This window comes from Actinomadura luzonensis (assembly GCF_022664455.2).
Taxonomy (GTDB): Bacteria; Actinomycetota; Actinomycetes; order Streptosporangiales; family Streptosporangiaceae; genus Nonomuraea; species Nonomuraea luzonensis.
Map to the genome: position 1 here is coordinate 4,955,718 of NZ_JAKRKC020000001.1, position 13,915 is coordinate 4,969,632.

Below are 13,915 nucleotides of genomic sequence, written 5' to 3' on the forward strand. Positions count from 1 at the left end.
TATGGTCTGGCCATCCCCCCACTGAGGAGTTGCGCAATGAGCCGAGGACTTCTGACCGGTGCCCTGGCGGTCGTGCTGATGGCCGGGACGGGCGCCTGCGGAGGCGGCGGAGCGGGGTCGGGCGGCGGCAAGGAGCTGACGTTCTGGATGTACCAGGACCGCACCCCGCAGGCGGGCCAGGTCATCGAGAAGGTCCGCAAGGACTTCGAGCAGGCCAACCCCGGCGTCACCGTCAAACTCGTCAAGATCCCCAAGGACGACTACAACACCAAGCTGGGCAGCGCCGTGGCCAGCAAGAGCGCCCCCGACGCGGGCATCCTGGACCAGCCGCTGGTCTCCAAGTACGCCCTCGACGGCACGATCAAGGAGGTGCCCGCCGGCCTGATCGACGAGGCCGACTACTACAAGGGCGCCCTCGACACCAACCGCGCGAACGGCAAGCTCTACGGCCTGCCGCAGGACCAGACCACGGTCGCGCTGTTCTACAACAAGAAGCTAGTGCCCACCCCGCCCAAGACCTGGGACGAGCTGAAGGCCGCCGCCGAGCGGGTGCACGCCGCCGACGCGAACGTGGCCGGCATGAACGTCCCCAAGGGCGACGGCTACGGCGCCTGGATGTTCCCCGGCGTCGTGCACGGCGCGGGCGGCCAGATGGTGGACGACGCCGCCAAGAAGGTGCTGTTCGACCAGCCCCCGGCCGTGGAGGCGCTGCAGCTCTGGGTGGACCTGCTCAAGTCCTCGCCCCGCAAGATCACCGACTCGGACAAGCCGTTCGAGAACGGCCTGGCCGCGATGACGATCTCCGGCCCGTGGGACGTGCCCACCATCCACGAGCAGTTCCCCGACCTCGACTTCGGCGTGGCGCCGCTGCCGTACAAGAGCGAGCCGGCCGGCAACATCGGCGGCGAGGACTCCGTCGTCTTCTCCACCAGCAAGAACCCCGACCTGGCGTGGAAGTGGCTCGCCTTCCTGGCGAACGCCACGAACAACGGCGCGATCGCCGACGCCTTCGGCGGCTTCCCCGTGCACCTCAAGGCGCAGGTCGTCGCGGGCGGCCCGGAGCAGGCGGCGTTCCTCGAACAGCTCAAGGTCGCCCACGCCCGCCCGGCCGTGCCGCAGTGGATCCAGGTCAACGACGAGATCATCGCCCCGGCCATCGAGTCGGCGCTGACCGGCAAGGCCACCGCCCAGCAGGCGCTGACCGACGCGGCGGCCAAGACCCGCACGCTGCTCGGCTGGAACGGCTGACGTGGCCGCTCCCGCCCTGTCGCAGCGAGCGGAGGTGGCGGCGGGATCCGGGAGGCGGGCCCGCCGCCGCCCGCCCCGCCGCCGCGACCACCTGGTCGGCTGGCTCCTGGTGACGCCGGCCCTGGTCTACTTCCTGGTCTTCCTGCTCTACCCGGCGCTGTCGGCGCTCTACTACAGCTTCACCGACTGGAACCTGCGCAGCGACGCCGGCTGGGTCGGCCTGGCCAACTACGCCGACCTGCTCTTCGACGACGTCAAGTACCCGCACTTCTGGCGCTCGGTGCAGGTCACGCTGCAGTACACGCTGCTGGCCGTGCCCATGACGCTGGTGACGGCGCTGGTGCAGGCGCTGCTGCTGAACGCGATCCGGCGCGGCGCGAACCTGTTCCGGCTGCTGCTGTTCCTGCCTGTGGTCACCGCCGAGGCGGCCGTCGGCGCGATCTGGCGCTGGCTGTACGACCCGCAGTACGGCCTGATCAACTCGGTGCTCGGCCTGGTCGGCATCCCGGGGCAGAACTGGCTCAACACCCCCGAGCTGGTCATCCCGGCGCTGGCGTTCATCGCGGCCTGGCAGTGCGGCATCTCCATGATCATCTACCTGGCGGGGCTCAAGGGCATCCCGGGCACGATCCAGGAGGCGGCGATCATCGACGGGGCCGGGCCGTGGCAGCGGTTCTGGCGGGTCACCTTCCCCATGCTCCGGCCGACCACGTTCTACCTGCTGGTCACCGGGGTGATCGCGGCGCTGCAGGTGTTCGGGCTGGTGTACGTGATCTTCTCGGGGAACGGGCGCAGCGTCACCGGCGGGCCCGAGCAGTCGGGGCTGACGTACGTGCTGCACCTGTACCTGTTCGCCTTCCGCTACGACGCGATGGGCGCGGCGTGCGCCATGTCGTTCATCCTGCTCGTCTTCATCGTGATCGTGACGGCGCTGCAGTTCCGCTTCGTCAAGCAGGAGGCGTCGTGAGAAGGGCCGCCAAGGCGTCGATCTACGTGGCGCTGGTGCTGCTGGCGGCCGTGTCGGTGGTGCCGTTCCTGTGGATGCTGGCCACCTCGGTCAAGCACGGCCAGGACATCTACACCAAGGTGCCGAACCTGCTGCCGGTGGACAAGAAGACCGGCGAGTGGGCGGCCACGCTCGGCAACTACGACTACGTGCTCGGCGTCGGCGGGCTCGGCCGCGCCTTCGTCAACAGCGTGTGGGTGTGCGCGATCCTGGTGCCGGCCAAGCTGCTGGTGGACGCGCTGGCGGCGTACGCGTTCGCGCGGATCCCGTTCCCCGGCCGCGACAAGCTGTTCGTCATCATGCTGGGCGGGATGATGGTGCCGGCCATCACGCTGCTGGTGCCGCGCATCCACGTCACGCAAGCGCTCGGCATGTTCGACTCCGGGTGGGGCCTGATCGTGCCGAACGTCGCCTCGGTGCTGGACATCTTCCTGCTGCGGCAGTTCTTCCTGTCCCTCCCCGGCGAGCTGGAGGAGGCCGCGCTCATCGACGGCGCGGGCCGCATGCAGATCTTCTGGCGGATCGTGCTGCCGCTGTCGAAGCCGGTGCTGGCCGTGGTGACGATCACCAGCTTCCTGTTCCACTGGAACGACCTGGTGTGGCCGCTGGTGGTCACCAACGACCCCGAGCTGTACACGCTGCCGCTGGCGCTGCAGCAGCTCGTGGCCAGCCCGGACGGCGGGCGCGCGTACTACATCATGGCGGGCGCCACGCTCGCCGTGCTGCCGGTGATCGGGGTGCTGCTGGTCTTCCAGCGCCGCATCCTCCAGGGCATCGCCTTCACCGGCCTCAAAGGCTGACCGGAAAGGATGTGGACGTGGTCATCGAGGTCCGCGACGGGGTCGCCGTCGTCGACGGCGTGCCGCGGGTGCTCGTCACCGCCGACTACCCCTACTACCGCGACGATCCGGAGGTGTGGGCGGACCGGCTGCGGGCCGTGCGGGACGAGCTGGGCATCGAGGTGGTCACCTGCTACCTGCCCTGGCGGCACCACCAGCCCGATCCCGGCGCGGCGCCCGACTTCACCGGCGCCACCCACCCCTCCAGGGACGTGCTCGGCTTCCTCGCGCTCTGCCGCGAGCTGGGCCTCGGCGTGGTCGCCAAGCCGGGTCCGTTCATCCACGCCGAGGTCAACTACGGCGGCCTGCCCGACTGGGTGTGCCCGGAGCACGACCCGTCGTTCGAGCCGCTGCTGGACGCCCGCGGCGAGCCCGCCCGCTGGGCCGACGGCTCGGGCGGCCCCGCCAAGGTGCTGCCGTCGCCGCTCGGGCCGGCGTTCCTGGACCGGGCCGGCCAGTGGCTGTCGGCCGTGGGCAAGGAGGTGCTGACCGGCGAGCATCCGGTGCTCGCGCTGCAGATCGCCAACGAGGGCGTCTACACCAGCGGCGCGCTGCCGCTGACCGCCTACGACTACAGCCCGTCCGGCCTGGCCTTCTTCCGCGACCGGCTGCGCGCCTGGTACGGCGACCTGGACGCGTGCAACCGCGCCCACGGCGCCGCCTGGCGCGACTGGTCGCAGGTCGAGCCGCCCAGGGGCGGCCCCGGCGCGCCGCGCGCCCTGGCCGACTGGGGGCGCTGCCACGCCGAGTACCTGGCCGAGGTCTACCGCGTCTGGACGCAGGCCGTCGGCTCGGCCCTGCCGGTGCTGGTCAACCTCAACCCGCCGACCGTCGCCGAGCTGGACGACTGGCTGGCCCGCGTCCGGCCCGAGCTGTGGGGCGAGATCTCCTACGGCTTCACCAACTGGATGGGCGTGGTCTCGGCCGACCCGCACGCGCACGCCCGCTACGTGATCGCGGCCAAGCGGGCCCCCGGCCCGAACCTGGAGGAGAACTGGGGCTTCTCCCGCCTGTACGACCCGGCCTACGCCGACGCCGCGACCAGCTTCCACCAGTCGCTGCTGGCCCTCGCGGCGGGCGCGACCGGCGTCAACGTCTACACCGGCGTCGCCACCTCCGGCTGGTCGCCCGACCTCGACGCGGCGCACGCGGGCCCCTATCCGGACTGCCCGCCCATCGGCCCTGACGGGACGCCGACCGGCAAGGCGCCGGTGGTGCGGGCGCTGGCCGGCTTCTTCGCCCGGCACGGCGCCGAGTTCCTGGAGTGCGCGCCCGCGACGGAGCACGCCTTCGGGCTGTACCTGCCGTACGCGGGGATCGGCGCGCTGGCCGGGCCGGACGGGCCGGGCTGCGGAAGGCCGCTGCTGGCCTTCCACGAGCGGATGCGCGCGGCCGGCCACGACTACGCCCTGCTCGACCTGGAGCGGGCGAGCGCCGCGGACCTCGCCGCCTTCGCGTCGGTGACCGTGCCGGGCGGGCCGTTCATGCACGCCCGCGTGCAGCGGCTGCTGGCCGCCTACGCGGCCGCGGGCGGCCGGGTCGTGCTCGACGGGCTCGCCCCTCAGGCCGACGAGCACGGCGAGCCGTGCGCGCTGCTCGCCCCCGCCCCTCCCCCGGACCTCGGGCCCGGACCGGTCCTGTACGGCGACGCCGACGCCTACCTGCGCAGCCACCCCGAGCGGGACGTGCACTACCTGACCGTGCTGGTCCGCACCGGCAACCGGGGCCCGGTCGGGGTGCGGACGCCGTACGGGGAGGCCGAGCTGATCGCCGCCGACGGCGGCGCGGCGGTGCTCCGGCTGACCGGCGGCGCGCTCGGCGACCTGGTGGTCAAGGGCGTCAACGGCTACCTCGGCTCGGCGGTGGCCGCCCGGGTCACGCTGAACGGCGAGTCGGTCGTCACGGCCGGTCCCGGCGACCTCGTCATGATCGGCGGCGTCTGACAACCGCGGCATAGCCGTCAGAAAGGATGCGTATCTGGACGCCGGTGTCGTCCCTCTGCTCCTCCGACGGGGGACCTGGTCCTCGCCCCGGAAGGAGAGCAGATGGCAACCGGAGAGTTCCAAGTGATGAAAGTACCGGCCGAGCAGCTGGCCGGCACCCTTCACGGCCAGGTTGTCGATCCGGGCGCGCAGCCCACCAACGTCGTCAAACGCGGCGAGGGCTGGACAGTGGACGTGAGCTGGGAGGTCACCGGCGAGCTCATCGACTGGTTGCAGGGCCGGTGGCAGCTGGAGATCATCGCTGACTTATTGGGCGGCGGTGAGACCCGGCATCCCTCGCCCCCTGTGGTGCTGACGTTCACGCCGGGGTCGGGGCGATATACCGCCTCGATCCCGATGCGCGGCCAGCTCGCCCCCGGCACCTATGACCTCGTGGTCAACCTCACCACCACGACCGCCGCCGGCACCGCGGGGGCGCTCGGCGGCTTCGTGGTGCTCAGCAAGATCCTGGTGAAGGAGTGACCCGGAGGTCAGCCCAGAGGTCAGCGCAGGCGGCGGTCGAGCAGCAGCGCGCCCCGGCCGGCCAGCAGGGAGGAGCACCACCCGCGCAGGTCGGCCGGTTTGGGGCCGCTCACCTCGCCGCCGTCCAGCAGGTCGGCCCAGTCGAGCAGCGACTCGGCGAGCATGAGCGGCACCTCGCGCCGCTCGTGCACCTCGGCGGCGGCCTCGAAGTGCTCGGCCGCGCGCCGCGGGTCGCCCATGGTCACGGACAGGTGGGCGAGGTAGTGGTGGCCGCAGTGGTGGGCAACGGTGGCGTGCCCGAACGTCTCGCCCTCGCCGGACAGCGCGTCGTAGAGCTGCCCGGCCAGGTCGGGGCGGTCGAGGCGGCAGGCGGCCACGGCCAGGTTGTCGAGGGCGGTGCGGTGGGCCATGTTGCGCGGCGGGGTCGCCCCGCGGTCGGCCAGGATGCGCTCCAGCAGCGGGCCGGCCTCCTCGTCGGCCAGCTCGCACAGGTAGCGCAGCACCGCGTGCACGGGGTCCGCGCGGGGCGCCTGCCCGGCGCGGCGCAACCGGTCGCGCAGCTCCCACAGCCGGCCCTGGAGCCGCCGGATCTCGGCGATCTGCTCGGCGTAGATGGCGACGGCCTCCAGGCGGCGGCCGATCTGGGTGCCGAGCCGCAGCGCCGCCTCGGCCTCGGCCTCGGCCTGGGCCAGGTCGCCCTGCATGAGGGTGAGCCCGGCGCGGGAGTAGCCGACCAGCCAGTGCAGGTGGGGCTGCGCCAGCCGGTGGGCCAGCTCGTCGGCCTGGTCGAGCAGGGTGGCGGCGCGGGCGGCGTCGCCGCTGTCGAGCACCGGCGGGGTGCGCTGCACGTAGGCGTGGAACAGCGCGAGGTCGTCGCCGGTGCGGCGGGCCGCCTCCAGCATCTCGTCGCCGTCGCGGTGGCGCTGGTGCAGCGGGTCGGCCGGGATGATGGTGAGGCTGCGCAGGCACAGCACGAGCGCGAGCGTGCGCGGGTCGCCCGACTTGCGGGCCAGCGCCACCGCCTCGTCGCTGAGCGCGAAACGCCGCTCGCCGTCGGGGGCCCAGATCAGCTCGGCGGCCAGGTTGGCGGCCAGCAGCGCGCGGGTGCTGACGTCGGTGGAGTCGACCTGCCGGCGGGCCTCCTCCAGCAGCGCGATGCGCTGCGGGTCGAGGGCGGCGTTGATGCCGGAGAAGGCGACGCCGCCGAGCGCCGCGGTGACGACGAGGTCGCCGCGCCCGCACTCCAGCGCCAGGTCGGCGGCCTGGCCGAGGGTGGCCCTGGCCTCCGGGTGGCCGGCCACCCACATGGCCCGGCCGCACTCGACGAGCAGCTCGGCGCGCCGCTCGGGGGCCGTGCCGGGCGTGCCGTCGAGCAGGTCGAGCACCCGCTGGTACCAGGTGACGGCCTCCTGGTGGGCCAGGCCGGCCAGGGCGTGCCGGGCGGCCAGGACCGCCGCCTCGGCCGCCGCGCCCACCCGGGCCGGGTCGCGGCCGTGCTCGGCGGCGGCCACCAGGTGCCTGGCCACCACGTACGGCCGCGACTCCATGGCCGCCGGGTCGGCCCGGCACAGCGCGTCGGCGACCCGGCCGTGCAGCAGCCCGGCGCGCAGCGGCGACAGCGTGGCGTACAGGGCGTTCCTGGTCAGCTCGTGGGAGAAGCTGCACGTGCCGCGGGCCGACATCGCGACCAGGCCGGCGCCCAGCGCCTCCTCCACGGCGGCGACGAAGGCGGCCTCGTCCAGGCCGAGGGCGGCGCGCAGCTCGGCCGACTCCATGCGCTCGCCGACGGCCAGCATGCTGACCAGGTCGCGGGCGTCGGCGTGGAGCTGCGCCAGGCGGGCCAGCACCATGCGGGTGACGGAGTCGGGGACGCCCAGCTCGTCGAGGTCCTTGCCGGCGGTCAGCTCTCTGGCCATCTCGCTGATGAGGAAGGCGTTGCCGCCGGTGACGCGGTGGAGCTGCTCGGCGTCGGCGCCGGGGCGCACCTCGGCCAGCACGTGGGAGACCTCCTCCAGGCCGAACGGGGCGACCTGCACCACGCGGCCGTCGGCGGTCAGCTTGTGCAGCTCGGGCATGGCGCCCTCGACCGGGGCCGGCCGGGCCGTGGCCAGGATGAGCAGCGGCATCGCGTCGGCGTCGTACATGAGGGCGTTGAGCATCTGCAGCGACTCCAGCGTCGCCCACTGCAGGTCGTCGACGACCAGCAGCACCGGCCGCACGGTGGCCAGCCGCTCGACGAGCGTGCGCGCGGCGGCCATGAGGTGGTAGCGCTCGGAGACCGGCTCGGTGGCGGGCGGCACCTCCAGCGACAGCGGCGGCGCGGCCAGCGACGGCGCCAGCCGTACGAGCTGCCCGCACTGCTGGTCGACGCCGGCCCGCAGCAGCAGCGCGGGCGAGGTGCGGGCCAGCCGCTCGACCGCGCCGGCGATCGGCTCGTACGCCTGCCGCGCCGGGTCGGTGCACCGCCCCGCCAGCACGGTGAACTGCCGTTTGAGCGCCTGCCTGGCCACCATGGACGCCAGCCGGGTCTTGCCCACCCCCGGCTCGCCCTGCAGGATCACCAGGCCGCTGCCGAACTCGGCGGCGTCGAGGTCGGCGTCGAGGGCCCGCAGCTCCTCGCCGCGGCCCACGAACGACAGCTCGTGCCCGCCGCCCAGCCAGGTCGGCAGCGCGCCGCTCTGGTGGTGGTCGGCGTTCTGCCAGTGCAGCTCGTAGGTGTGCATCGGCTCGCGCAGGCCCTTGCCGGGCAGCCGGCCGAGGTCCTTGAACTCGTGCCGGCTGCGGCCCTGGGCCAGGCGGCGCACCAGGTCGGTGCAGAGCACCTGGCCGCCCTCGGCGATGGCGACCAGCCGGGCCGCCTCCACCGTGGGCAGCCCGGAGACGTCGTCGCGGCCCCAGCACACGTCGCCGGCGGCCAGCGCGGCCTTGATGGAGATCTTCTCCATCGCGCGCTCGTTCTCGTCGGCCACCGCCTGCTCGACCGCGATGATCGCGTCGAGCCCGGCGGTGGCCGACTCGAAGACCGCCATGAGGCCGTCGCCGAGGCTCTTGGTGAAGGTGGAGCCGCTGGCCTGCACCACCGAGCGGAGGAGCTGGTAGAGGCGGCGGAAGACCTCGTTGGCGCGCTCCTCGCCCAGCCTGATGCGCAGCGCGGTGGAGCTCACCACGTCGGTGAACAGGATCGTCGCCGTGGTGAGGGTGCCCGGCTCGTGCGGAACGCTCACGCGCGAAGCCCCTTTCGCCCCTTGGCGGGCGCTCGTACCGTCCTGCGCACATTCTTGCGGACGCCGCGCCGGATCTCACGCGATTTCACCGCGGCCTTCGACTGCTTGATGCGCCAGGCGCCGGCCAGCTCCGGCGGGATGCGGAAGGGGGCCTGGGCGTCGGAGTAGCGGTCGACCAGGGCGACCACCAGGTGGCGGCCCACCCGGCGCACCAGCCAGCGCACCGCGCCGTCGACCGGCCGGCCCAGCCACGGCCGCTGGTTGGCGGCCCTGGCCAGCGCGAACAGGGCGCTGAACCACCACGCGGGCGGCGGCACCTCCAGCAGCTCGGGCACCCGGTCGGCGCCATAGCGGGCGTCGCGGAAGACCCAGTGCACCAGGCTGCGCGGCAGCTTGCGCCAGCCGAGGTGCATGAACTCCTCCATCTCGGTCAGCAGCATGCGCATGAGCAGGCGGCCCTCGGGGCTGGACTCGTACAGGCGGCCCATGCGCTCGCTGACCGGGACGACGTCGTCGAGGGTGAGCGGCCGGTCGCGGCACGCCTCCACCCCCATGAGGTGGCCGAACACGCTCCAGGTGTAGAGGTGGGCGGCGCGCTGCTCGTCGGTGAGCGTCACGCCCATGGTCTCCAGCGCCTCCCACGTGACCACCGTGAAGTCGAACAGGGTGGCCAGCAGGAGCTCCTGGTTGACGGGCGGCCCGAACCGCTCGACGTCCCAGTGGTCGCCGTAGCGCTCCTCGACCAGCGCGCGCACGAACGAGTGCAGGATGCGCAGCCCGAGGGCGGTGGTGTTGCCGGGCCCGCCGGGCAGCAGGCTGTCGGCGGCCTTCAGCCCCATGACGTCCACCAGCATCTGGCCGGTCTCGGCGACGCGGCGGGTGAGGCTGTGCGTGGCGAGCTGCGAGACCCCGGCCAGCACCCGGGCGCTGGAGACCTCGACGTAGGCCATGGGCAGGCACTTGCAGAACAGCGCGGCGGCCTGGTAGAGCCCGTAGTCGGCGAAGACCGCCTGGCCCTTGGCCAGCAGCCGGGCGTCGCACCCCCATTCGGGCAGGTTGGCGGCGAAGTCGAGCGCGGCGAAGATCTCGGAGGCGGGCGGCTGCCCCGAGGGCTGCCTGGCCTCCTTCTTCGCCTCCCCCAGCTCCTTCACCACGGCCTTGACCAGCTCCAGCGGGCCGAGGCCGTCGTCGCGCTCCTTCAGGTAGCGGGCGACCACCTCGTCCACCTCGGGATCGGCCGACTGCCTCAGGTGCCGGAACCTGCTGTCCGGCCAGCGGTCGTGAGCATCCTCACGTCGGTTGTTCATCCCCGTGCTCCCCGTGTTGCGAATCGGATCAGAGGCCGCCCCGCTTGCGCAGCGCGGCGACGTCCAGCAGCGTGATCGTGCGGCCCTCGATGGCGATGAGCCCCCGTGACACGAGCGACTGGAGGGCCCGGTTGACGGCCGGCCGGGTCGCGCCGATCAGCGCGGCGAGGTCCGACTGCGTCAGGCCGGGCAGGTCCACCACGGCGTCGGCCGTGCCGTGCTTGCCGGCCAGCTCCAGCAGGAGCTTGGCCAGGCGCCCGCCGAGGTCGAGGAAGGCCAGGTCGGCCGCCTGCCCGGTGAGCCTGCGCACCATGTGGCCGAGCATGCGCAGGAACTCGTCGGCCAGCGCCGGATGCTCGCGCATCAGCTCCAGCAGCCGGGCCCGCGGCAGCCCGAACACCCACGACGGGCGCACCGTGACGATCGACGCCGACCGCGGCGAGCCGTCCAGCAGCGCCATCTCGCCGAAGGTGTCGCCCCTGCTCAGCATGTTGAGCACGATCTCGTCGCCGTGCTCGGTGGTGAAGACGACCTTGACCAGGCCGTCCAGCACCGCGTAGAGGGACTCTCCCGGGTCCCCCTGGTGGAAGATGATCTGCCCGGACCGGTAGCGGCGGGCCAGGCCCGCCCGCGCCGCGCTCTGGATGCCGTTCTCCCCGAGCACGCGGAACAACGGGATCTCCGCCAGCACGCCGGCGATCTGCTGACCGTCCTGCGGGAGCCCGCTGAACCCGTTCATGAAAGAACTCTAGGCCGCAAACGGCGGCCCGGCAGTAACCGGTAAGCGATCTCTTGCACATTCCGAATGTGACGCAGAACACACTCAGCCTGTCACGCTCGCCACAGCCTCCGCGGATCTTCCGGCGGACCGTTGGAGGGCCGGCCGGAAGTGGCCCCCCAAGTAGCCGGACCGGCAGGGAGAGAGACATGCAGGTGGAGACGATCGACCGCCCCGACACGGGCGCTCTCGTGGCGGCCGCCCAGGAGGGCGACGCCGGTGCGTGGGAGCGGCTGGTCGAGGAGTTCACCCCGATGCTGAAGGCGCGCATCCGCCGCTTCCGGCTCGGCCACGAGGACGCCCAGGACGTGCTGCAGACCACCTGGCTGCTGGCCTGGCAGAATCTCAAGAGCGTCGCCGACGGCCAGCGCATGGCCGGCTGGCTGGCGACCATCGCCTTCCGCGAGTGCCTCAAGCTGACCAAGAGGACGCGGGAGATCTGCACCCCCGACCTCGACACGCTGGGCAGCACCGACGACGTCGACAGGGAGCTGGCCAGGATCTGGCTCGCCGGCACCCTCGACGAGCTGGTCGAGGGGCTGCCGGACGCGCAGAAGGTGCTGTTTCGGGCGCTCACGGAAACCTCCGAGCCGCACTACGTGGACGTTGCGCGCAGGCTGGGCAGACCGGTCGGGAGCATCGGGCCCACCCGGGCCCGCTGTTTCGCGAAGCTGCGCGGCCTGCTGCAGGCCCGCGAGATCACCAGGGACTTCCTCGACTGACGCATGACGGCCTCACCTGGAGGTGCGGTCGAGGGGGACCGCCTCCAGGAACGGCTCGAAGTCGAAGTGCGTCATCTCGTAGACGTCCGGGTCGGTCTCGGCGGGGTAGCGGTAGAGCTTGCGCCGGATCGCCGGCAGGCCCGGGTCGCGGTCGAACAGCTCGCCGACCGCCTCGGGCACCAGGCCGCGCGCCATCTCCCCGGCCAGGCCCTCGGCGACCTTCTCGGCGAACGGCACCCGGTACAGGGCGCCGACCGTCTGGTAGACGCGGAAGTAGCTGACGATGAAGCGCATGCGGTCGGGGTAGGACACCCAGTCGCGCACCCCGGCCGTGGACGCCTCGTGGTCGTCGGTGATGAACTCCTCGGCCAGCTTGCGCACCCGCTCGTCGCGGATCGGCGCCCACGACGTGCCGAGGTCGACGCCGTCGGGCGTGGCCAGCGGGCGGCCCACCTTGATGTCGCTGAGCGGCGTGCGGACGTAGAACAGGTGGCGGGTGTAGAGCGCCGCCCACAGCGCCTCCAGCCTGCGGGTCAGCCAGGGCTGGTCCTCGTGGCGGGCGGCGTACAGGCGGAAGCGGGGGAACGGGCGGCGGGTCGCCAGCGAGCGCAGCGAGCGCCACGACACCCGGGTCAGCCACCGCACCGGCCGGTAGAGCACCAGCTCCAGCGCCTTCTGCGCGCGTTTCTGCTCGTAGGCCGACAGCGCGATGTTGGCGCCCAGCATCAGCTCGGCCCGCACCTCCGGGTCCGTCGCCTCCCTCGCCTCCATGAGGAGCTGGGCGGCGTCGCGCAGGTAGCGCGGGTCGGCCTGCTCCAGCAGGTTCGTCAGGAACTCCGGCGGCGTCGGCGTCAGGTCGGACTCGGGGCTGACCTTGAGGAAGCGGTCGGGGGTGTCGTTCCAGAGGTTGACGGCGAGGCTGGCGGTCTCCAGGAAGATCGCCCGGTTGGCCAGCGCCAGGCCGAGCTGGTAGCTGGGGCCGAGCAGGGTGAGCAGCGCGGCGCGGAAGACCCGGCGCAGCCGGCGCGGCACCCGGAAGCGGCGCTCGAAGTCCTCGATGAACGGCGAGTCGGGCGTGAGGTCCAGGCTCTCGCCCACCGCTTTGGAGGTCCAGGTGGCGTAGCAGTACCAGTTGTTGCACTCCTGGCCGAGATGCCCGGCCAGGTCGCCCGCCACCCGGTGGTAGGCGTAGGAGATCACCATCGCCTCCAGTGCCGGGGTCCGGTCCTTGTAAGCGGCGATGCGGAGCACGTCGTCCGCGGTCATCCGGGTGTCGGACATGGAGGTGTCTCCCGTTCGCTGGTCCCTCGCCTCACGGAGTCCAGAGCGTCCCCGAGGGCGTCAGATACGCCCCGGCGGCCAGCTTTGCCTCCCCGTGGCCGCCGGGATGCCGAGCGTAGGCAGGGGCGCTTGCGAAGGGCTTGCAGGACGATCAGCGGAGCCGGGCAGGGCGGCTCAGACGGCCAGGGTCTGGCCTGCCTCGATGGCCTCGCGGACGCTGCGGGCCAGGGTCTCCTCCAGCGCGTCGCCGTGCGCGGCGAGCGCCGCCATGCCCTCGGTGTCGTCGGTCTGGGCCAGCAGGGCGCGGTACTTGTGGTTGTTGTCCAGCGCCTCGCGGGCGCGCAGCGCGGCGTCGGCCTCCTGGACGCGGCGGGCGTAGCGCTCCAGGCCCTCGACGCGGGCCGTGACGGCGGCGAAGGAGCGGTCGAGCGCCTCCTGCTGCGGGTCGAGCACGGCCCGCAGCTCCTCGGTGACCAGGCCGCTGCGCGCGCGGTCCTGCTCGCGCTGCAGGTCGAGCTGGGCGCGCAGGAGGCGGGCGATCTCCCAGATCTGGGCGGGCAGCAGCACCTCGTTGGCCACGACGTCCAGCAGGCGGCGGCGCAGCGCCTCCGAGCGCGAGACGACCGCGACGGCGCGGCGGGCGCGCTCCAGCAGGGCGCGGCCCTCGGGCGACAGCTCGGAGACGGCCACGAACCGCTCGCGCAGCGGCGAGGTGCGGGGGTCGCGGCCGAGCCGGGGGATGTGGCAGTCGAGCACGGCCGCGCGCTGCTCGCCGGTCAGCTCGGGGTCCATGACGAGGTCGATGGTGCGGCGCACGTGGTCGCGCTCCCGGTCCAGGCGGACCGCCTCCTCCTCGCCGACGGCGCGGCGCCGGCGGGACACGTCGTGCGCGACGACGAAGCCGCACAGGACGATCGGCGCCAGCAGCACCGCGACGACCGCGGCCGCCGGGCCGATCCAGACGTAGAGCGTGATGCCGGTCAGCAGGACCCCGACGGACGCGACGAGCGACGCCAGCGCCCAACCCCATCCTCTGGCCACGCCG

The 13,915-nt window shown here is 73.0% G+C and carries 11 protein-coding genes; 6 read left to right on the forward strand and 5 right to left on the reverse strand.

Features of this window, described 5'->3' with window-relative positions; all coding sequences use genetic code 11:
• Positions 1-36 precede the first annotated feature (36 nt).
• From MF672_RS23540 to MF672_RS23560, 5 genes are all read left to right on the forward strand, one after another.
• On the forward strand, positions 37-1,248 hold the full coding sequence (locus tag MF672_RS23540) for an ABC transporter substrate-binding protein (protein WP_242371315.1): 1,212 nt from the start codon (positions 37-39) through the stop codon (positions 1,246-1,248).
• A gap of 1 nt (position 1,249) precedes the next feature.
• Positions 1,250-2,215, forward strand: a complete 966-nt coding sequence (locus MF672_RS23545; protein WP_242371313.1) for a carbohydrate ABC transporter permease — start codon at positions 1,250-1,252, stop codon at positions 2,213-2,215.
• A complete protein-coding gene (locus MF672_RS23550; protein WP_242371311.1) occupies positions 2,212-3,054 on the forward strand; it encodes a carbohydrate ABC transporter permease in 843 nt (280 codons plus the stop codon). The genes MF672_RS23545 and MF672_RS23550 overlap by 4 nt, the downstream gene beginning before the upstream one ends.
• A 17-nt stretch (positions 3,055-3,071) precedes the next feature.
• Positions 3,072-5,036, forward strand: a complete 1,965-nt coding sequence (locus MF672_RS23555) for a beta-galactosidase (RefSeq protein WP_242371309.1) — start codon at positions 3,072-3,074, stop codon at positions 5,034-5,036.
• Between the two features lie 102 nt (positions 5,037-5,138).
• Positions 5,139-5,558 carry a hypothetical protein gene (locus tag MF672_RS23560; protein WP_242371307.1) on the forward strand — a complete coding sequence of 140 codons (420 nt, stop codon included), beginning with the start codon at positions 5,139-5,141 and terminating at the stop codon, positions 5,556-5,558.
• A 20-nt stretch (positions 5,559-5,578) separates the two neighbouring features.
• Here the strand turns inward: MF672_RS23560 and MF672_RS23565 are convergent, their stop codons facing one another.
• From MF672_RS23565 to MF672_RS23575, 3 genes are read right to left on the reverse strand one after another with little or no spacing between them, the layout of a single operon-like run.
• Positions 5,579-8,782, reverse strand: a complete 3,204-nt coding sequence (locus MF672_RS23565; RefSeq protein WP_242371305.1) for an ATP-binding protein — start codon at positions 8,780-8,782, stop codon at positions 5,579-5,581.
• A complete protein-coding gene (locus MF672_RS23570; RefSeq protein WP_242371303.1) occupies positions 8,779-10,089 on the reverse strand; it encodes an oxygenase MpaB family protein in 1,311 nt (436 codons plus the stop codon). Before MF672_RS23570 ends, MF672_RS23565 begins: the two co-directional genes overlap by 4 nt.
• Positions 10,090-10,117: 28 nt before the next feature.
• On the reverse strand, positions 10,118-10,828 hold the full coding sequence (locus MF672_RS23575) for a Crp/Fnr family transcriptional regulator (protein ID WP_242371301.1): 711 nt from the start codon (positions 10,826-10,828) through the stop codon (positions 10,118-10,120).
• Between the two features lie 188 nt (positions 10,829-11,016).
• Here MF672_RS23575 and MF672_RS23580 point away from each other — a divergent pair, with 188 nt between their 5' ends.
• A complete protein-coding gene (locus MF672_RS23580) occupies positions 11,017-11,589 on the forward strand; it encodes an RNA polymerase sigma factor (RefSeq protein ID WP_242371300.1) in 573 nt (190 codons plus the stop codon).
• A gap of 12 nt (positions 11,590-11,601) precedes the next feature.
• Here MF672_RS23580 and MF672_RS23585 read toward each other — a convergent pair whose 3' ends face one another.
• Positions 11,602-12,870: a hypothetical protein gene (locus tag MF672_RS23585; RefSeq protein WP_242371298.1), complete on the reverse strand. Its 1,269-nt coding sequence runs from the start codon at positions 12,868-12,870 to the stop codon at positions 11,602-11,604.
• A gap of 174 nt (positions 12,871-13,044) precedes the next feature.
• Positions 13,045-13,911: a hypothetical protein gene (locus MF672_RS23590; RefSeq protein WP_242371296.1), complete on the reverse strand. Its 867-nt coding sequence runs from the start codon at positions 13,909-13,911 to the stop codon at positions 13,045-13,047.
• Between the last annotated feature and the right edge of the window lie 4 nt (positions 13,912-13,915).